The sequence below is a fragment of the Polynucleobacter sp. KF022 genome (assembly GCF_027924105.1).
In the GTDB taxonomy this organism is placed as follows: domain Bacteria; phylum Pseudomonadota; class Gammaproteobacteria; order Burkholderiales; family Burkholderiaceae; genus Polynucleobacter.
In genome coordinates this window covers 1413167-1430908 of the sequence record NZ_AP026972.1, presented here as the reverse complement: position 1 = coordinate 1430908, position 17742 = coordinate 1413167, and the positions used below count along the sequence as shown (strand labels likewise).

The window sequence follows — 17742 nt, the reverse complement described above, 5'->3', positions numbered from 1 at the left end:
TCATGAAAACCATTTTTTATCGTTTCACGATGTTGATATTTTGCGGACTATTTGTCGTTTCTTGTTCTGCGCCTCAAGTTTTGCAATATGCTGCTGAAAAGCCTGTGTTAGATCTGAGTGAGTATTTTTCGGGAACGATTGATGCCTATGGCATTTTTACCGATCGCAGTGGCGAGGTAAAAAAACGTTTTACGGTGTTGATCAAATCCAATTGGATAACTGTTGATGGAAAAAAAGTAGGCACTCTTGATGAGAGCTTTGACTACTCGGATGGTACTAAGCAAAAGCGTATTTGGACTTTAACGGAGCAATCTCCTGGCTATTACATTGGTAGAGCGGATGACGTAGTAGGGGATGCCCAAGGCCAACTAGCTGGAAATGCTCTGAATTGGAACTATACCCTTGCCTTGCCAGTGGATGGCACCATTTATCACGTGCAATTCAATGATTGGATGTACTTGATGACCCCTAAAGTGATGCTCAATAAGGCAAAAATGAGTAAGTTTGGAATTGAGCTGGGCGAGGTTACTTTGAGCTTCCATAAGCGCTGAGCAAAAGCCCGGGATTTGTGTCACACTTTCCTTGAGGGCTCGGCCTAGAGCCTCAATAAAGGAGATCTTGATGAATGCAAAATTAAAGAAAATTTCGATTGCACTATCTGTTGCCGGAATTTTTTCCTTGGTAGCTTGTCAATCGATGGAACAGGGTACTGGTCAAAAAGCTAGCGCTACTTTGGATTCAAGATCGGGATCTCAAGCTAAAGGTGAAGTAACATTTGTTTGGCAGGGAACTGATGTGCTAGTAAACGGTAAGTTTTCAGGATTAAAGCCCAATTCGGAACAAGGGTTTCATGTTCATGAAAAAGGGGATTGTTCTGCGCCTGATGCTACGAGTGCGGGCGGCCACTTTAATCCTGACGCAAAAGCTCACGGTATGCCCAATAGCGGTATGAACCATGCTGGAGATATGCCGAACATCAAATCTGATGCAAATGGCAATGCAACCTATACAGCAAAACTTCATGGCTTTGCTGTAAACACAGGGCCAACTGGAGTAGTAGGGCGATCAGTGGTTGTGCATAGGGACCCAGATGATTACAAGTCTCAGCCTGCAGGTAACTCTGGCCCACGCATCGCATGTGGTTTGATTAAGTAATTAAATCCATTCTTTTAATTAGTAGATACAGGGCATTTCATGAGAATCGAAGATACCGATCCAGCGCGTCATGCAGGGATTGAATATCCAATGGAGGTGGGCGCCCCTGTATTTGCTCCTATCAAGGTTACAGAAGAAAAAGACAAGGCTGTCAACGTAGCGCGTCAGAATGCTAAGTTGGAATACGACCGCATTATGGAGCAAGCTGAGGTTTTGATGAAGCAGGCGAAAGCTTTGCAAGCAAGACTCGATGCTACTGAGATGGTGCACAGCGCTAAATTTAGCTTTAATCCAATTCATGGAAAAATTTATCACTTGTACTATGACGGCAGGAATGGCGTTAATGTCTTAATCCAGAATGGTCCAAAAGAATGGAGTTGCGGTATTCCTGAGAGTTGGACCTATTCAATGGCAGTGAAGAAGTTGGGTGATAGTACTTGGGCGGTAATTGAGGAAAATGCCCTTACTGTATGATTATTTTCTCTCTATAAAAATAATAAGGTGACACGTGACAAAAGCTCGAGTTGTTAGTCTGACTGAATTAGGCGGTGCAGACGTAATTAAGGTAATCGACAAAGAATTGCCTCCACCTGCAAAAGGTGAAGTGCAGATTCGTCAAACTGCGATTGGATTTAATTTCATTGACGTTTATCAGCGCTCTGGTGTGTACCCGCTCGAGATGCCTACTGGCCTCGGTCATGAGGCTGCTGGTGTTGTTGAGGCTGTGGGCGAAGGCGTTACTGACTTTAAAGTTGGCGATCACGTGGTTTACATGAATGCTGGAATTGGTGCATATGCTAGCGCTCGTAATGTTGCTGCTGATAAATTGGTTTTGATACCAGCTGGCATCTCTGATGAAGTAGCTGCAGCGGTTTTCTTTAAGGCAATGACTGCGCAATACCTAGTTCAGAAAACATACAAAGTAAAAGCAGGAGATGTTGTACTTGTTCATGCTGCTGCAGGTGGTGTTGGTCAAATTTTAGCTGGCTGGGCAAAAGCCTTGGGTGCTTTTGTTGTTGGTACAGTGGGTTCACCAGCAAAGTTCGCTGCCGCTAAGGAGGCAGGCTGTGACACCGTAGTTGATTACTCTCAACCAAATTGGGTTGAAGAGGTCATTAAGGCAACTGGTGGCAAAAAAGCTAACGTGGTTTACGACTCTGTTGCAAAGACTACTTTCTTGGGATCCTTGGATTGTGCCGCTCCGTTTGGCACGGTGGCCTTGTTCGGCGCCGCATCAGGACCAGCCCCAGAGATTCAGCCAGAAATCTTAAACAAGAAGGGCTGTCTATTTTTAACAAGACCTTCTGTATTTCCGCACAATGCAACTGCAGCCTTGTTAAAAGAAAATGCCAAAGCAGTCTTTGATGCAATTGCCAAAGGTCAGGTCAAAGTACAAATTGGCGCGAAGTTTTCCTTGGAGCAAGCGGCAGACGCACACCGTGCTGCTGAGGGTAGAAAAGTTTCTGGCGCAATTGTGATGACGCCATAGACTCTTAAGTGTTCTAGCGTACAAAGCCCCGTCTTGCGGGGCTTTTTTTATAGAGCAATCAGGCGTAGGATAGAAGGATGAAAACACTTCTAAAAATAATTTTTTCCACGCATTTGATTTTGATGAGCGCTTTGTCTTTGGCTCAAATTCCAGAAACACAGTATTCACAAGGCATTTCTTACATCACTGGCGGTGTTGGTGAGGGTGAGACAGTAGCCATTCTTGCCGAGGCAAAGCAATGGCCTTTATTGCTGGAAATGTCGCAGATTGAGAATGGTAGAGGTGTTTGGATATTTGGAGCAACTATCAAAATCATGAGCTCAAATAAAAAGCAGATGATCTTTGACGCCCAAGCAGATGGCCCTTACATGCTGATTAATCTTACGCCCGGAGATTATGTGATTGAAGCGGTATATGAAGGGGTTGTTCAAAGGCGAATACTTTCTATTAAGCCTGAAACGCCGCAAAAAATTTCTTTATTCTGGAAATAAAATAGTTAAGAACGGATTGCATTCTTAAAAGGAGATTGATATGACAAAAAAAATTGCAGTGGTATTTCATAGTGGCTATGGGCACACGGTAAAACAGGCGGAAGCGGTTGCAAAAGGAGCTGGCGCTACATTGGTAGCAATTGATGCTGAGGGCAATTTGACGGATGCACAGTGGGCAACTTTGAATGAAGCGGATGCAATCGTTTTTGGTTCGCCAACTTATATGGGAACCGTCAGCTGGCAATTTAAAAAGTTTGCTGATGCGAGCTCCAAGCAATGGTTCTCTCAGCAATGGAAAGATAAAGTGTTTGGCGGTTTTACTAATTCAGCCACGATGAATGGCGATAAGCATTCAACTTTGCATTATTTCTTTACCTTGGCCATGCAGCACAATGGTTTATGGGTGGGAACTGGGTTGATGCCTTCCAACTCAAAAGCCGCTAAACGTGATGACATTAACTATGTTGGTTCTTCTGCAGGAGCTATGATGCAGACTCCCTCGGATGCGAGTGTGGATGAGGTGAATGCCGGTGACTTAGAGACTGCTAGACTCTATGGGCAGCGTATTGCTGAAATTACCAAGCGTCTGAATTAAGCTAAGTAATTGATTTAATTGAAAAAACCACCTTTTGGTGGTTTTTTTGTTCTTGGTGGACTCGGTTTATAATTTCATAAGTAATTGAATTGAAAGGGATTATTCCCTTAATTCCACTTTTTCTGGTTTGTTAGTCCCAATGGGGTCTGGACAATGCCTGGGGTGGTTTAAATCAAGCCATTGCCCTACATGACAGTCGATAACTCTTCCACCTCCAGCAACTCTACCTTGTCGCTTGAAGCGCGAGCTCTTGCTTGTGTACGCGGTGAAAGAAGATTGTTTGAAGATCTTCACTTAAAGGTTTCTGGTGGAGAGTGCCTTCATGTGCGCGGAGAAAATGGCGTTGGAAAAACTAGCTTACTCAGACTCCTGACGGGTTTATCAAAGCCAGAGGCTGGCGAGATTTTTTGGAATGGAATATCTATTGCTAAAGATACTTCTGCCTATCATCGCGAACTCTTGTTTATGGGACATCGCGACGCCTTAAAGGAAGATCTCACTGCGCTAGAAAATTTACAGATCTATGCTGCATTAGATGATATTCAATTGCTAGGCGAGAAGGCTTTATCAGCCCTCTGGCGCTTTGGATTACGTGGGCGTGAACACTTGCCAGTCAATTGTTTGTCGGCTGGGCAAAAGCGTCGCGTCTTGATGGCGCGCATGCTGACGCGGCAAGCAAAGCTATGGATTCTCGACGAACCATTTAATGCGCTGGATATTCATGCTGTGCAAGCTTTGCAAGATCTTATTGCTGAGCATCTGAAGTTTGGGGGTTTGGTGGTGTTGACTAGCCATCAAGAGGTCAATCTTCCTCATGTGAGGACGCTTGATCTATGAAGGCTTTATTAACGATCATTCATCGCGATCTGTTGCTGGTTATGCGCCGTAAGAGCGAAGTGCTAACGGCCTTGTTCTTTTTTGTTGTAGTTACCAGTTTATTTCCTCTGGGGATTGGTGCGGATGCTGCGTTATTGCGAAAAATCGCACCAGGTGTTCTTTGGGTTGCGGCCTTGCTTTCTACATTATTAGGTTTGCATCGAATGTTTGCGGCCGATTATCAAGACGGTTCTTTAGAGCAGCTGGTTTTGTCGCCTCAACCTTTGGCGCTACTAGTGACCGGAAAAATTATTGCCCACTGGATTGTGTGTGGCTTACCGCTAGTACTTTTAGCTCCTATTATTGGTATTCAGTTTGATTTAGATGCCAGCTCTTTATATGTACTGATGGGCACTCTTTTATTAGGCACTCCAGTGCTATCCTTGTTGGGCTCAATAGGGGCTGCATTGACCTTGGGGGTAAGGGGTGGCAGCGTCTTATTAAGCTTATTGATACTGCCTTTATTTATTCCAGTCCTCATTTTTGGTGCTGGCGCTGTATACGCTAATAGTGTGGGCCTAGATGCATCGGGCCATTTTTCATTGCTGGGCGCATTATTGATTTTGGCTTTAGCATTTGTTCCTTGGGTAAGTACTGCTGCTGTAAAGATTGCGATTGAATGAGTCAAACAAATCACTTTTCTAATAACCGCCTGATTAACTGGTTTAAGTTATCTAGCCCCAGCACCTTTTATCCGGTGGCGGGAAAGCTCATCCCATTCTTTTGGGTTTTGACATTGCTATTTGGCGCTATTGGTTTATGGGTAAGTTTTTTTGTTGCTCCAGTGGACGCCGTTCAAGGGCAGGGCTATCGAATTATCTTTATCCATGTGCCAGCCTCATGGATGTCGATGTTTATCTATTTAGTGATGGCTGCATGGGCGGGGCTCGGGCTTGTTTTTAATACCCGCTTGTCTGCCATGATGGCGCAGGCACTTGCGCCAATTGGCGCCTGGATGGCGTTTCTGTCTTTATGGACTGGTGCGTTTTGGGGCAAGCCAATGTGGGGTACATGGTGGGTTTGGGATGCGCGACTCACATCAGAGCTGATTCTATTGTTTCTCTATTTGGGCTTTATTGCTCTGCGAGCATCTATCGATGATCCTCGTCGCGCTGATAAGGCTAGCGCTATCTTAGCTTTGGTGGGTGTAGTAAACGTACCGATTATTTATTTTTCAGTGAAATGGTGGAATACCTTGCATCAAGGGGCCTCCGTTTCTTTGACTAAATCACCAGCAATGGCTCAAACCATGCTCTGGGGAATGCTATTGATGGCCTTGTGCTTCTGGATGTACACCATTGCAGTCACCTTAATGCGAGTGAGGGCAATCATTTTGGAGCGTGAAGCCCATGCGGATTGGGTGAGACAATCAATTGAGGTGAAAAGCTAATGTGGAATAGTCCTTCCGAGTTTTTTGCTATGGGCGGTTACGCACTCTATGTGTGGAGCAGTTTTGGCATTTGTGCCTTGGTTTTGATATTGGAGCCTCTATTTGTGCGCGCTCGTTTTAGGGCGATTGTGCGCAGGTTGAAGCAACAGCAGCTAGCAGAACAGTTTGATAAAGAGATTGGTAAGTGAAACCTAGACATAAACGTGCATTGATTATTATTGGCGCACTCCTGGCGATTGGAGTTGCTGCCATGTTGATCTTGAATGCGCTTAATAGCAATATCGCTTTGTATGTCACTCCTAGTGAGGTTGCTGCAGGTAAAGCGCCTCAAGGTCAAACTTTTAGAATTGGTGGCATGGTGAAGGATGGCTCGGTAAAACGTGATGGCCTCACTGTGCACTTTGAGATTACTGATCTCGTGAAAGATATTCCAGTTGCCTATACCGGCATTCTTCCCGATTTATTTAAAGAGGGTAAAGGTGCGGTGATTCAAGGTCGCATGAATGCGAATGGTGAATTTATTGCCAGTGAGGTGCTCGCGAAACATGATGAGAATTACATGCCACCTGAAGCCAAACATGCTTTAGATCAGGCGCAGAAAAACGGAAGCGCTAAATGATTCCAGAGTTTGGGCATTACGCATTAGTTCTAGCGCTTTGTATTTCTCTTGTGCAAGGGGTTCTGCCATTGGTGGGCGCCCACTTTGGCCGCCGAGACTGGCTCGTTCTCGCAAGACCTACCGCCCAAACCGTTTTCTTGCTACTGGCGATCGCGTTTGGAATATTGGCTTGGAGTTTTTACAGCAATGATTTTTCTGTGCTCTATGTTGCTGAGCACTCTAATTCACAAATGCCGGTGATTTATCGATTGGGTGCGGTATGGGGTGGCCATGAAGGGTCGCTCTTATTGTGGATCTTCTTGCTGGCTACGTGGACTATCTTGGTGGCGCAACTTTCAAAAGCCTTGGATGATTTCATGGTGGCGCGCGTAATCGGCGTACTGGGATTGGTTACCAGCGGTTTACTGTTATTTGTTTTAACTACCTCCAATCCATTTGAACGTTTATTGCCAGCTGCTCAAGATGGGCGATCGCTCAATCCACTGCTTCAGGATCCAGGTTTGGTATTTCATCCGCCAATGTTGTACATGGGCTATGTTGGTTTTTCAGTAGCCTTTGCTTTTGCGATAGCCTCTTTGTTGTCAGGCAGATTAGATGCTGCATGGGCACGTTGGTCACGTCCATGGACTACAGCTGCCTGGGTTTTCTTGACTCTGGGTATTGCCCTGGGTTCTTGGTGGGCTTATTACGAATTAGGTTGGGGCGGTTGGTGGTTCTGGGACCCAGTTGAGAACGCCTCATTTATTCCTTGGCTGGTAGGCACTGCCTTATTGCACTCATTGGCTGTTACTGAAAAGCGTGGTGGGTTCAAGAGTTGGACTGTGCTTTTGGCAATTACAGCATTCTCTTTATCGTTGCTGGGCACCTTCTTAGTTCGCTCCGGTGTATTGACCTCGGTGCATGCGTTTGCAACTGATCCTCGGCGCGGTATTTTCATCCTGATCTTTTTATCGCTAGTAGTTGGATCTTCTCTGGTGCTTTACGCGTGGCGCGCACCTAAAAGTACGATGGGCGGTAAATTTAATCTCAGTTCAAGAGAGACATTTATCTTGCTTGGGAATGTTTTTCTGGTCGTCTCAGCTGGATCTGTCTTACTGGGCACACTCTATCCTTTATTAATTGATGCTTTGCATCTGGGTAAGATTTCTGTAGGCCCTCCGTATTTCAATAGCGTCTTTGTTCCCATCATGGTTCCTTTATTGGTGTTGATGGGCATTGGCCCTTGGGCAAGCTGGAAACAGAGCAACTTGCTCAGCATCATCAAGCGTCTTTGGCTTGCAGGTGCCGTTGCTTTAGTGGCTGGCGTTGCGATTCCATTAGTCATGGGGCAATTTACTTGGCTTGCAGGTATGGGCTTCATGTTGGCTTTTTGGGTCATCGCGTCAGGCTGCATGCAAATTGTTCGTCAAGCAAAGGCTGGTAAGCCTACTCGCTCCTTTATTGGCATGCAGGTAGCGCATTTAGGTATTGCGGTGTTTGTAATTGGCGTCACGATGGTGGGCGCTTATCAGGAAGAGAAAGATGTACGTATGTCAGCTGGTGACACGGTCACGGTTGGCGGCTATCAAATTCAGTTGCAAGGTGTTAATCCTGCTCGCGGCCCTAATTACCAGGCAATGCGCGGTACCTTCTTGCTGTCAAAAGATGGTGGTTCGCCCACCAGTCTTTATCCTGAAAAGAGAAGTTACTTCTCATCTACGATGCCGATGACTGAGGCGGCAATTGACGCAGGACTGACTCGCGATATTTATGTATCTTTGGGTGAAGAGTTGGGAGATCAATCCTGGGCGGTGCGTGTCTACTACAAGCCTTTTGTTGATTGGATCTGGGGTGGCTGTTTACTGATGGCTTTGGGCGGAGTATTGGCTATTTCGGATAAGCGTTATCGAATGAAGTTAAAGAGCAAGCTCTCATGAAAGCAAAATTCTTAATTCCGCTTGTATTGTTTATAGGCTTGGTAGTTTTCTTAGCTATTGGTCTCAATCGTGATCCTCATGAAGTACCTTCACCATTAATCAACAAGGCCGCCCCGGCGTTTGAAGTTGCTCAACTTTCTGAACCCAATAAAACATTCTCACCAGAAAGCATGAAGGGTCAAGTGTGGGTCCTGAATGTTTGGGCCTCATGGTGTGTGGCTTGTCGTGAAGAACATCCCGTATTGGTTGAGCTGGCTAAGTCTCAAATAGCACCAGTCATTGGCTTAGATTACAAAGATAAGCGTGAAGATGCACTGGCTATGTTGGCAAAACAGGGCAACCCTTATGTACTCTCTGCCTTTGATGGCAATGGTCGCGTTGGCATTGATTACGGAGTGTATGGTGTGCCTGAGACCTACATTATTGATAAAGCAGGCGTGATTCGCTTTAAGCATATTGGCCCATTGACGATCAATTTATTGAATCAAAAAATCTACCCTATCCTCAGCGAGCTTAAAAAATCATGAAGCAGATTTTTCTAGCTATATTGTTTGCATTAAGTCTTGGTAGTGGATATGCCAAGGATGCAGCGCCTCTTGCGGATGATCCTGTAACAGAGCAGCGCCTCATCAGCATTTCAGAAGAAATGCGTTGCTTAGTTTGTCAGAATGAATCATTGGCTGGCTCACGTTCTGATTTAGCGAATGATTTGCGCCGTGAAATTCGTATTCTGATTAGTGAAGGCAAGACTGATGATCAAATTCGCTCATTCATGGTTGAGCGTTATGGTGATTTTGTACTCTATCGTCCGCCAGTCAAGCCATTGACTTGGTTGCTTTGGATTGGACCGTTCATCATTCTCGGCATTGGTATTGCGGGTCTCTTAATGTATTTGCGACGCAGAAACAGTAGCGTTCCTACCGTCATACTGACGGATGCTGACAATCAAAAAATCGACGCATTGTTAAATGCGGCTGATAAGAAAGAGGGATGAATTTAGTGACTAGCTTTTTGATTCCTGCTTTTTTGCTCTTGGTTCTGGTATTGGTATTGGTTCTAAGACCTTTTATATTTCCTGCAAAGAGTGCGGCAACATCACGTCGCCAGATGAATGCTGCTATTTATCGAGAAGAGCTTGAAAAGTTGGAAGCAGAACATCTTGCAGGAACAATTAATTCTGCTGACTATGAAATTGCCCATGCTGAAATGCGCCAGCGTCTTTTTCAAGATACGATCGTAGAAGATGATCACGAAGTAGCGGGTTCTGCGAAAAAAACAGCTATTGGATTGTGCATATTTATTGTTTTGCTTTCATCCGTCCTCTATTTTTCTTTGGGGGATGTGGTTCGGATAGCGCAAAAAAATTCAGAGACACCGGTTACCCAAGAAGGTGTTGAAAAAATGGTTGCTGAATTTGCTGCCAAGATGGAGAGGGATCCAGGTAATCTGAAGGGCTGGGCGATGTTGGCTCGCTCTTACCGAATCTTGGGCCGTAATGAGGATGCGGCTAAAGCTTACGCCCGTGCTGGAGACTTCATCAATTCGGATCCGCAATTATTAGCTGATTACGCAGATGTATTGGCTACTAATGCAAACGGTAACTTTGCTGGAAAACCTTTGCAGTTAATCAATCAAGCCTTAAAACTGGATCCTGATAATTTGATGGCGCTATGGCTTTCAGGAACTGCAGCGTATAGCGCTGGTAATTACAAGGCTGCGGTTCAAACTTGGGAAAAATTAGCAAAGCAGATTCCATCAGATACTGATGAGGCACGCGCTATTCAGGGATCAATTGCTGAGGCTCGTTCTAAAGGCGGCCTTTCTTCTTCCGCTCCCGCTTCGATGGCCGGCAAAGCGATTAGTGGCAAGATTGAACTGTCTGCTGATTTGAGGTCTAAGGTTAAGCCGGGAGACATCGTAATGGTGATTGCTCGTAAGCCTGGTGAGCGCATGCCAGTAGCAGTTCTAAAGTCGGCAGCTAGCGATTTTCCAATGAGCTTCACTTTGAATGACGCCTTGGCAATGAATCCAAGTGCGCCACTTTCTCAATTATCTGAGGTAAGTGTAGAGGTACGCATCTCGAAAACTGGAATGGCAAAGCCCGAAGCAGGAGATCTCATCTCATCGGTGCAGACAGTTAAAGTTGGCGCAAGCAATGTTCGCCTGCTGATCGATCAAGTACGTCAGTAAAGTTTTAGCCTCTACCTACAAATGGCATATTGGTTGCCATAATTGTCATCGACAGAATATTGCTCTCCAGTGGCAGTTGAGCCATATGAAGTACTGCTTCCCCAACGTGATCAACGTCCATGCGGGGTTCTACCTTAATTGATTGATCGGCCTGCAGAATTCCAGCAGCCATGCGCTCAGTCATCTCGGTTGCTGCATTCCCAATATCAATTTGACCGCAGGCAATATTAAAAGGGCGCCCATCCAATGCAATTGTTTTGGTTAAGCCGCTGATGGCATGTTTTGTGGCGGTATATGGTGCTGACATAGGCCGTGGTGCATGAGCAGAGATTGAGCCATTATTAATAATTCTGCCTCCTTGAGGTGATTGTGCTTTCATCATGCGAATCGCTTCTTGTGAGCAGAGGAATGCACCGCAAAGATTGGCATTCACAACGTTCATCCACTGTTCATAGCTCAAGTCTTCCATAGGGATTGCAGGAGCGCCCATGCCGGCATTGTTAAATAAAACATCGATGCGACCAAACTTATTACTAAGGGCTGTAAATAGCTTTTTGACCGCATCAGGTTTGCCAACATCACAAGCAACCGCCAAACAATTGCTTTGGTCGCCGCCAATATCGGTAATAGCCTTTTCTAATTTATCAATACTGCGCCCCGTCAACACTACGCAATAGCCCCCCTTAAGCAGGGCCTTGGCCGCAGCCTTACCAATTCCAGTTCCCGCTCCGGTGACTAGGGCTACCTTAGTTTTTGCTGAATTCTTCATAGTTTCTGGGGCGTCTAAAAAGCCTCATCTTATCTTGATTTGCATGAATGGTTTTGAAACCTTTTCCTAATGCCATGCACGGGGCATAATGCAAAAAACATAAGAGGCTTCAATGAATTTCATCAAAAGACAAATATACAATCCACTGGCTTTGGCAGCATCCTTTATTGCGCTGCTAATCATTCTTTTTGGGGTGCTATGGATCTTGGTGCCTCCACCACCAAAGTCTATCGATGTAGCCACAGGATTTCCTACCGGTCTGTACTACCAATTTGGAGAGCGTTTAAAAGCAGAGTTATCTAAAGATGGTGTTGATCTTAAAGTGCGCTCTACGGGTGGAACTATCGATAACTTGGCCCTCTTAAATGATCCAAAATCTGGAGTAGATTTTGCGATGGTACAAGGTGGGGTCGCTAACATTAGCGAATATCCCAATTTAGTTTCGATAGCGGGCATGTTTTACGAGCCAATTTGGGTTTGGTATCGCGAAGGTACTTTTAAAAGTGATGGTGGTCAACTAAAAATATTGAGTCAGCTAAAAGGAAAAAGAGTCTCTATTGGCAACGAAGGAAGTGGCACGCTGGCGCTCACTAGGGATTTATTACAGGTTAGCGGCATTACTGATAAGGAAATAGATGCGCAAAAACTGAAGCCTGATGATGCGATTGCAAAGTTCAGTGCTGGTGAGTTGGATGCCGTATTTATTGTGGCGGCAGCAGAAGCGCCAATTTTGAGAAAGTTTTATTCTATTCCCGGTGTTCGTTTGATGAACTTTGATCAGGCAGATGCTTACACTCGAAATCTTCCCTATTTATCCAAAGTTACTGTGCCCAGAGGATTGTTGAGCATTCAATATGATCAGCCTCGACAAGATATTCAGGTGATGGCCGCCACTGCGACTTTGGTAGCACATAACAATGTGAGTCCCGCACTAATATCTCTCTTGCTTGGTGCTTCTTACGATATTTTGAAATCGTATTCACGCCTGCAAAAGACTGGAGAGTTTCCATCGGGCACTGGATTGGATTTTCCTTTGGATGTGGATGCAGAGATCTATCTAAAAGATGGTCCTTCATTCCTGCATCGCCACCTTCCCTTTTGGACTGCAGTTTGGGCGGGACGTTTTGTCAAGATTGTTATTCCGCTTTTAGTGATTTTGATCCCCTTATTTACTTACATCCCAACTACGAAAAATTTCTTATTGCGCTTGAAGTTGGCTCAGGTGTATGAGGAGCTCAAGGTGATTGAGAGGAATGCTCAAAATCCAGCGCTTAAAGAGAAGAATTTTAAAGATCTAGAGGCTATCGAAAAGCGGGTTGGCAATATCAAGGTATCAATGTTGGACGCCAAAGAACTATATGACCTTAAAGGGCATGTGGGTGAGGTGCGTGTACGTTTAAATCTAGTTCATTAAGGTAAGGTATATAAAAGTAAAACTGCTTTTGCTTACTGTCCTAAAATAAACCTATGACGATTGCCGGCCTTGCGCCTCCATTGACCCCTTTAAAGCAGATAGATCAAGCTTTACGCGATGACGGCTTTGCGGTGGTATCTGCTGAGACTGTAGCTCAATTTAGTCATGTCGCTCTGGCCAAACTGCAAGGCCTCACCAAGTTTTGGGAAGACTTGCCCCGGGACCCTTATTTAAAGGATGGCGGTCGCTATCGTTTCCGTCGTCATGCTAGTTATCAAATCAAGGGCGATGAACTTACGCTAGTTCCGCATCGCGCACATTGGCAATCACTTGATTACAACGCGCTTCACGGCGGCATTGAGCGCTGGTTTGAGCCTATTCAAAATGACTTGTTGATTAATCCTGCTTGGCAATCGGTATTGCTTGGGCTTGCTCATATCTTAAATGGCTTAAAGCCTGTTAATACTTGGTTTGTAGAAGCGCATCAATTTCGGATTGATACAACCGATGGTATTGGTCGCCCGACTCCTGAGGGGGCACATCGCGACGGTGTAGATTTTGTAGCAGTCTTCTTATTGGACCGTTCTGGTATCAAGGGTGGTGAGACGAGAATATTTGATGCCTCTGGCTCGTCGGGTTTGCGCTTTACTTTGACACAACCTTGGTCTTTATTGCTAATGAATGATCAGCGCATGATTCATGAATCAACGCCTATTCAGCCGCTAACAAAATACGGCTATCGAGATACCTTGGTATTAACCTACCGCTCTAACGGTTTCCAAGACTCTCCCAACAGTCACCAGCAATAATCTTTCTCAAACGTGACTGATATCTATCGTATTGCCTGTGCAGCAGGATTTTCTGGTGATCGCACTGATGTTGCCAGGCCATTGGTTGATGAGCTTTTAAAACACAGTGGCTCAAAATGCCTTATTTTTGAAAGTCTTGCCGAAAGAACGTTAGCTCTGGCGCAATTAGAGAGACGGCAAAATTCTGCTTTGGGTTATGAGCCTCTACTTTCAGAAATGCTATCGCCAATATTGGCTGATTGTATTAAGGGTGGTATTCCAATTATTGGAAATTTTGGAGCAGCTAATCCAGAGGGCGCTGCAAAACTAATTACTTCCATTGCAAAACAACAAGGCTTACCGGACATCAGGGTTGCGATTGTTAGGGGCGATGATATTTCAGGCAAAGAGTATCGTGACAAGATAGATGCTTTACTTTCTCCAGAAGATAAAAAATCCTTTTCGCAAGGTAAATTAATTAGCGCTAATGTTTACATAGGGGCAAAAGAAATTGCTGATGCCCTTAACGCGGGGGCGCAAGTGGTAGTAACAGGGCGAGTATCAGACCCCTCACTAACAGTTGGCCCTTTAATGGCGCACTTCAAAAAAGACTGGAACGATTGGGCTTTTTTAGGCGCCGCTACCATGGCTGGGCATCTTCTGGAATGTGGCGCTCAGGTTACGGGTGGCTATTTTGCAGATCCTGGAATTAAGGATGTGCCATGCCTAGCTACAGTTGGATTTCCAATTGTGGAATTTGATTCACAAGGAATAATTTGTGTCACTAAGCCCCCTGGCACGGGTGGGTTAGTTAACCGTATGACGGTAACAGAGCAACTCTTGTATGAACTGCATGATCCCGCTCAGTATTTGACGCCTGATGTTATAGCGGATATTAGTCAAGCTCAAATTATTGATTTAGGGGAAAACCGTGTGCGACTGACTGGCATAAGTGGACATCCAAAACCTGCCACGTTAAAAGCTAATGTATGTGTTGATGGTGGCTGGTTGGCTGAGGCTGAAATTTCGTATGCTGGTTTTAATGCGCTTGCACGTGCACAGCTAGCCGCTCAAATTATTCAAGAGCGATTAAGTGGATTAAATATACGTTTTGATTTCATTGGTTCTTCCAGCATATTTTCTAGCGATACTGGAGCGGGCCCCCAATATCAATTAACAGATGGTTTTGAGGATATTCGTTTGAGGGCAGCTGTTGCTCATAACGATCGGAATCAGGCACTGAAAGTGTGTAGGGAGGTCACTGCGCTCTATACCTGTGGGCCAGCAGGCGGTGGCGGAGTGCGGACTAGCTTGAAGCCCCGTTTAAATACTATTGCCTGCCTTATGCCGCGCGAATTAGTGAATTCATCTTTTGAGTTTTTTGAGGGCTAGGGTCAGGTCATGAATAAAACATTACCTCTATACCGCCTTGCTCATGCTAGAACGGGTGATAAAGGCAATCGATCTAATATCAGTGTGATTGCTTATAAGTCAGAAGACTTTTCTCTACTGCAAAAAGAGTTAACCGAAGAAAAAGTGAAAAATCATTTTGGATTTAGAAATCCAACTGCAGTTAGGCGATATGAATTGCCAAACTTGATGGCTTTTAATTTTGTTATTGATGATGTGCTGGATGGCGGAGTGAATCTCTCGTTGAATTTAGATTCCCATGGCAAGAGCCTTTCATATTGGCTCTTGGCAATGGAAATCAATTTAGATGCTTAATTCCTGTAAAACTTATTCTGGTTCCATTCCTGCTTCTTTAATAGCCTTAGCCCACTTTACTGTCTCCAGTTTTATTTTTTGACCTAGGGCCTCAGGAGTACCGGGTTGTGTCTCAAATCCCATGGCAGAAAAGCGCTCAACTAAATCTTTTGATTTAGCAGCATCATTGATTGCCTTATTAAGCTTGGTTACCGCATCTTTTGGCATTCCAGCAGGGCCAAATGCAGCAAAGAATGCAATTAGCTCATAGCCTTTAATGCCAAGTGCTTCATTGACAGTTGGTAATTCTGGGATAGCTGGTGAGCGCTTAAGAGAGGTCACTGCAAGGCCGCGAATTTTTCCTGCCTGCACTTGGGGCAGAGTTACCGCAAAGTCGGCCGTAAACATATTGACTTGACCACCTATTAGATCAGTCATTGCGTTAGGGCCACTCTTATAAGACACGCCAGTCATTTTGATGCCGGCCACACTTGATAGCATCTCAGAGGAAACTCGCTGCGATGTACTTGCATAAGCAAAAGTCATTTTTCCTGGATCTGCTTTGGCGAGAGTAACAAAGCCATTTAAAGATTTTGCCGGTACATCATTATTGATAGCAACAATGAGCGGCACTGATCCGAAGTATCCAATTGGAGTAAATGCAGTATCTTGGTTATATGGCAGATTCTTTACTAAGCTTTTCAGGGCAGCATTGGTGCTGTTCGTCCCGAAGAGTAGGGTGTAACCATCGGCTGGCGATTTTGCAACCAAATCTGCACCAATCATTCCATTGGCTCCCGGGCGATTTTCTATGACAACTGGTTGACCAAGTGATTCAGCCATCTTGGCAGCAAAGGCTCTTCCAATTTGGTCGGTTGCGCTTCCAGGGGCAAATGGAACAATTGCCTTGATTGGTTTGGATGGGTAGTTATCGGCCATAGCTAGAGGGCTTACTAGGCCAATGACTAGGCTGGTTCCGATTTTTAATAGGGTGCTGGCGATTGATTTGCTTTTCATGCGGTCTCCTTCATGTTTTTAGTAGTGTAACGGGTCTATTTTGTTCTGGGCGAGTAGAATGAGTTCACGTTTCTACTGACTATTTATGCGTATTCGTTCTGCTGGCTATACCCCTCTTATGCTGATGGCACAAACCTGTGCCTTATTGGGTTTTGCCTGTTACGCCGTAGTTCTCACCACCCTCCAAGAGGAATGGCATCTCACAAATTTACAGTCAGGCTTGATTGCCAGTGCTTTTTTCTTTGGTTACATGCTTGCTGTTCCATTGGCTACCGCTCTGACCGATCGAGTGGATGCTCGTAAGGTATATTTAGTAGGCGGACTTTCTGCTGCCTGCGGTTTGTTGGGTATGAGCCTATTAGCTTATAACTTTTGGACAGCGCTGATATTCATGGCTTTAAATGGCGCCGGACTTGCTGGCACGTATATGCCGGGCCTCAAAATTTTGTCTGATCGTATTCAGTCAGGCGAGCTAACACGACACATTGCTTTTTATACCGCTTTCTTTGGTATTGGTACTGGCTTTTCTTATTTATGCTCTGGTTGGATTCTGAGCGCACTAGGATGGCATTACGTTTTTGGCCTCATCGCCTTAGGACCACTTGCTGCATTTCTACTTGTTTTACTATTTATCCCAGCATTGCAGCATGAGAAGTGGAAAGGTCCAATCAATATACGTCTGCATGATATCTTTCCAGTTGATAAATGGAAGCTAGTTTTGCAAGATAAAAATGCTGCAGGATTTATTTTTGGCTATACCGCTCACACATTGGAACTCTTTGCCTCAAGGAGCTGGATTGTTGCCTTCTTTGCTTTTTGCGCTGTAGCATCAGGAGAATCTTTTTTTCTGGCTGCTACGACTCTAGCCGGAGTAATTAATTTCTTTGGCGTGCCCGCTTCAATACTGGGTAATGAAATTGCTTTAAGAGTGGGTCGTCAGAAGTGGGTTTGTATTGTGATGCTGACCAGTGCTGTATTAGGCATTGCATTTGCTTGCTCAACAGGCCAATCATGGTGGTTAATTGTTGCTCTAGCTATTGGACATGCTATTTTCATCATGGCAGATTCCTCAACACTTACTGCGGGCCTGGTGATTAGCGCACAAGAAAATATTAAAGGAGCTGCCATGGGCCTTCACTCATTGATGGGCTTTGGCGGCGGCTTATTGGGCCCTGCAATTTTTGGCTTTGTTCTGGATATCTCTGGTTCGCGTACCTCACAAGTAGCTTGGGTCTGGGCATATGTTGCTGTCGTGATATGGGGTGTTCTATTTGTCATCTACGAGCGACGAAGAGGTTGGGGTAGCGCAGTACGTGCTTGAGTAACCAA

General features: G+C 45.1%; 22 protein-coding genes. 20 read left to right on the top strand and 2 right to left on the bottom strand.

Annotation, left to right across the window (positions count from 1 at the left end):
- Positions 1-2: 2 nt before the first annotated feature.
- From PKF022_RS07450 to ccmI, 15 genes are all read left to right on the top strand, one after another.
- Positions 3-551 (top strand): DUF3833 domain-containing protein, encoded by a 549-nt coding sequence (locus PKF022_RS07450; protein WP_281776430.1) that lies wholly within the window; start codon positions 3-5, stop codon positions 549-551.
- A gap of 70 nt (positions 552-621) precedes the next feature.
- A complete protein-coding gene (locus PKF022_RS07445) occupies positions 622-1155 on the top strand; it encodes a superoxide dismutase family protein (RefSeq protein ID WP_281776429.1) in 534 nt (177 codons plus the stop codon).
- Between the two features lie 39 nt (positions 1156-1194).
- Positions 1195-1629 carry a DUF2452 domain-containing protein gene (locus tag PKF022_RS07440; RefSeq protein WP_281776428.1) on the top strand — a complete coding sequence of 145 codons (435 nt, stop codon included), beginning with the start codon at positions 1195-1197 and terminating at the stop codon, positions 1627-1629.
- A gap of 34 nt (positions 1630-1663) precedes the next feature.
- Positions 1664-2644 (top strand): quinone oxidoreductase, encoded by a 981-nt coding sequence (locus PKF022_RS07435; RefSeq protein ID WP_281776427.1) that lies wholly within the window; start codon positions 1664-1666, stop codon positions 2642-2644.
- Between the two features lie 77 nt (positions 2645-2721).
- A complete protein-coding gene (locus tag PKF022_RS07430) occupies positions 2722-3135 on the top strand; it encodes a carboxypeptidase regulatory-like domain-containing protein (protein ID WP_281776426.1) in 414 nt (137 codons plus the stop codon).
- Positions 3136-3175: 40 nt separating this feature from the next.
- Positions 3176-3730 (top strand): flavodoxin family protein, encoded by a 555-nt coding sequence (locus tag PKF022_RS07425; protein WP_281776425.1) that lies wholly within the window; start codon positions 3176-3178, stop codon positions 3728-3730.
- A gap of 189 nt (positions 3731-3919) precedes the next feature.
- Positions 3920-4567, top strand: a complete 648-nt coding sequence (gene ccmA, locus PKF022_RS07420; RefSeq protein WP_281776424.1) for a cytochrome c biogenesis heme-transporting ATPase CcmA — start codon at positions 3920-3922, stop codon at positions 4565-4567.
- Positions 4564-5229: a heme exporter protein CcmB gene (gene ccmB / locus PKF022_RS07415; protein ID WP_281776423.1), complete on the top strand. Its 666-nt coding sequence runs from the start codon at positions 4564-4566 to the stop codon at positions 5227-5229. Before ccmA ends, ccmB begins: the two co-directional genes overlap by 4 nt.
- A complete protein-coding gene (locus tag PKF022_RS07410) occupies positions 5226-5996 on the top strand; it encodes a heme ABC transporter permease (protein ID WP_281776422.1) in 771 nt (256 codons plus the stop codon). Before ccmB ends, PKF022_RS07410 begins: the two co-directional genes overlap by 4 nt.
- Positions 5996-6184 (top strand): heme exporter protein CcmD, encoded by a 189-nt coding sequence (gene ccmD / locus PKF022_RS07405; RefSeq protein ID WP_216230732.1) that lies wholly within the window; start codon positions 5996-5998, stop codon positions 6182-6184. Before PKF022_RS07410 ends, ccmD begins: the two co-directional genes overlap by 1 nt.
- The gene (gene ccmE / locus PKF022_RS07400; RefSeq protein ID WP_216230731.1) at positions 6181-6615 is read left to right on the top strand and encodes a cytochrome c maturation protein CcmE; all 435 of its coding nucleotides are present in this window, start codon (positions 6181-6183) and stop codon (positions 6613-6615) included. The genes ccmD and ccmE overlap by 4 nt, the downstream gene beginning before the upstream one ends.
- The gene (locus PKF022_RS07395) at positions 6612-8531 is read left to right on the top strand and encodes a heme lyase CcmF/NrfE family subunit (protein ID WP_281776421.1); all 1920 of its coding nucleotides are present in this window, start codon (positions 6612-6614) and stop codon (positions 8529-8531) included. Before ccmE ends, PKF022_RS07395 begins: the two co-directional genes overlap by 4 nt.
- Positions 8528-9058 carry a DsbE family thiol:disulfide interchange protein gene (locus PKF022_RS07390; protein ID WP_281776420.1) on the top strand — a complete coding sequence of 177 codons (531 nt, stop codon included), beginning with the start codon at positions 8528-8530 and terminating at the stop codon, positions 9056-9058. Before PKF022_RS07395 ends, PKF022_RS07390 begins: the two co-directional genes overlap by 4 nt.
- Entirely contained in the window at positions 9055-9525 is a 471-nt protein-coding gene (locus tag PKF022_RS07385) for a cytochrome c-type biogenesis protein (RefSeq protein ID WP_216230728.1), read from the top strand. The genes PKF022_RS07390 and PKF022_RS07385 overlap by 4 nt, the downstream gene beginning before the upstream one ends.
- Positions 9522-10721, top strand: coding sequence for a c-type cytochrome biogenesis protein CcmI (ccmI, locus tag PKF022_RS07380; RefSeq protein ID WP_281776419.1), 1200 nt, complete (start codon positions 9522-9524; stop codon positions 10719-10721). The genes PKF022_RS07385 and ccmI overlap by 4 nt, the downstream gene beginning before the upstream one ends.
- A gap of 4 nt (positions 10722-10725) precedes the next feature.
- Here ccmI and PKF022_RS07375 read toward each other — a convergent pair whose 3' ends face one another.
- Entirely contained in the window at positions 10726-11490 is a 765-nt protein-coding gene (locus PKF022_RS07375) for an SDR family oxidoreductase (RefSeq protein ID WP_281776418.1), read from the bottom strand.
- Positions 11491-11602: 112 nt separating this feature from the next.
- On the opposite strand from PKF022_RS07375, the gene PKF022_RS07370 reads away from it, so the two are divergent.
- Genes PKF022_RS07370 through PKF022_RS07355 form a run of 4 tightly spaced genes read left to right on the top strand, consistent with a single transcriptional unit; the run spans position 11603 to position 15417 of the window.
- A complete protein-coding gene (locus PKF022_RS07370) occupies positions 11603-12904 on the top strand; it encodes a TAXI family TRAP transporter solute-binding subunit (protein ID WP_281776417.1) in 1302 nt (433 codons plus the stop codon).
- 53 nt (positions 12905-12957) lie between these two features.
- Positions 12958-13713, top strand: a complete 756-nt coding sequence (locus tag PKF022_RS07365) for a 2OG-Fe dioxygenase family protein (RefSeq protein ID WP_281776416.1) — start codon at positions 12958-12960, stop codon at positions 13711-13713.
- A 12-nt stretch (positions 13714-13725) separates the two neighbouring features.
- Positions 13726-15084 carry an acyclic terpene utilization AtuA family protein gene (locus PKF022_RS07360; RefSeq protein WP_281776415.1) on the top strand — a complete coding sequence of 453 codons (1359 nt, stop codon included), beginning with the start codon at positions 13726-13728 and terminating at the stop codon, positions 15082-15084.
- 9 nt (positions 15085-15093) lie between these two features.
- Positions 15094-15417 carry a hypothetical protein gene (locus tag PKF022_RS07355; RefSeq protein ID WP_281776414.1) on the top strand — a complete coding sequence of 108 codons (324 nt, stop codon included), beginning with the start codon at positions 15094-15096 and terminating at the stop codon, positions 15415-15417.
- 12 nt (positions 15418-15429) lie between these two features.
- On the opposite strand, the gene PKF022_RS07350 is transcribed toward PKF022_RS07355, so the two are convergent.
- Positions 15430-16413: a tripartite tricarboxylate transporter substrate binding protein gene (locus PKF022_RS07350; protein ID WP_281776413.1), complete on the bottom strand. Its 984-nt coding sequence runs from the start codon at positions 16411-16413 to the stop codon at positions 15430-15432.
- Positions 16414-16498: 85 nt separating this feature from the next.
- Here PKF022_RS07350 and PKF022_RS07345 point away from each other — a divergent pair, with 85 nt between their 5' ends.
- Complete coding sequence (locus PKF022_RS07345; protein ID WP_281776412.1) at positions 16499-17734, top strand: MFS transporter; 1236 nt, start codon at positions 16499-16501, stop codon at positions 17732-17734.
- Positions 17735-17742 lie beyond the last annotated feature (8 nt).

Coding starts and splice junctions, on each gene's coding strand:
- ccmB (WP_281776423.1), top strand. CDS start 4,564: ATGAAGGCTTTATTAACGATCATTCATCGCGATCTGTTGCTGGTTATG.
- PKF022_RS07345 (WP_281776412.1), top strand. CDS start 16,499: ATGCGTATTCGTTCTGCTGGCTATACCCCTCTTATGCTGATGGCACAA.
- PKF022_RS07355 (WP_281776414.1), top strand. CDS start 15,094: ATGAATAAAACATTACCTCTATACCGCCTTGCTCATGCTAGAACGGGT.
- PKF022_RS07440 (WP_281776428.1), top strand. CDS start 1,195: ATGAGAATCGAAGATACCGATCCAGCGCGTCATGCAGGGATTGAATAT.
- ccmA (WP_281776424.1), top strand. CDS start 3,920: ATGACAGTCGATAACTCTTCCACCTCCAGCAACTCTACCTTGTCGCTT.
- PKF022_RS07350 (WP_281776413.1), bottom strand. CDS start 16,413: ATGAAAAGCAAATCAATCGCCAGCACCCTATTAAAAATCGGAACCAGC.
- ccmI (WP_281776419.1), top strand. CDS start 9,522: ATGAATTTAGTGACTAGCTTTTTGATTCCTGCTTTTTTGCTCTTGGTT.
- PKF022_RS07370 (WP_281776417.1), top strand. CDS start 11,603: ATGAATTTCATCAAAAGACAAATATACAATCCACTGGCTTTGGCAGCA.
- PKF022_RS07390 (WP_281776420.1), top strand. CDS start 8,528: ATGAAAGCAAAATTCTTAATTCCGCTTGTATTGTTTATAGGCTTGGTA.
- ccmD (WP_216230732.1), top strand. CDS start 5,996: ATGTGGAATAGTCCTTCCGAGTTTTTTGCTATGGGCGGTTACGCACTC.
- PKF022_RS07450 (WP_281776430.1), top strand. CDS start 3: ATGAAAACCATTTTTTATCGTTTCACGATGTTGATATTTTGCGGACTA.
- PKF022_RS07430 (WP_281776426.1), top strand. CDS start 2,722: ATGAAAACACTTCTAAAAATAATTTTTTCCACGCATTTGATTTTGATG.
- PKF022_RS07410 (WP_281776422.1), top strand. CDS start 5,226: ATGAGTCAAACAAATCACTTTTCTAATAACCGCCTGATTAACTGGTTT.
- PKF022_RS07385 (WP_216230728.1), top strand. CDS start 9,055: ATGAAGCAGATTTTTCTAGCTATATTGTTTGCATTAAGTCTTGGTAGT.
- PKF022_RS07395 (WP_281776421.1), top strand. CDS start 6,612: ATGATTCCAGAGTTTGGGCATTACGCATTAGTTCTAGCGCTTTGTATT.
- PKF022_RS07445 (WP_281776429.1), top strand. CDS start 622: ATGAATGCAAAATTAAAGAAAATTTCGATTGCACTATCTGTTGCCGGA.
- PKF022_RS07425 (WP_281776425.1), top strand. CDS start 3,176: ATGACAAAAAAAATTGCAGTGGTATTTCATAGTGGCTATGGGCACACG.
- PKF022_RS07375 (WP_281776418.1), bottom strand. CDS start 11,490: ATGAAGAATTCAGCAAAAACTAAGGTAGCCCTAGTCACCGGAGCGGGA.
- PKF022_RS07365 (WP_281776416.1), top strand. CDS start 12,958: ATGACGATTGCCGGCCTTGCGCCTCCATTGACCCCTTTAAAGCAGATA.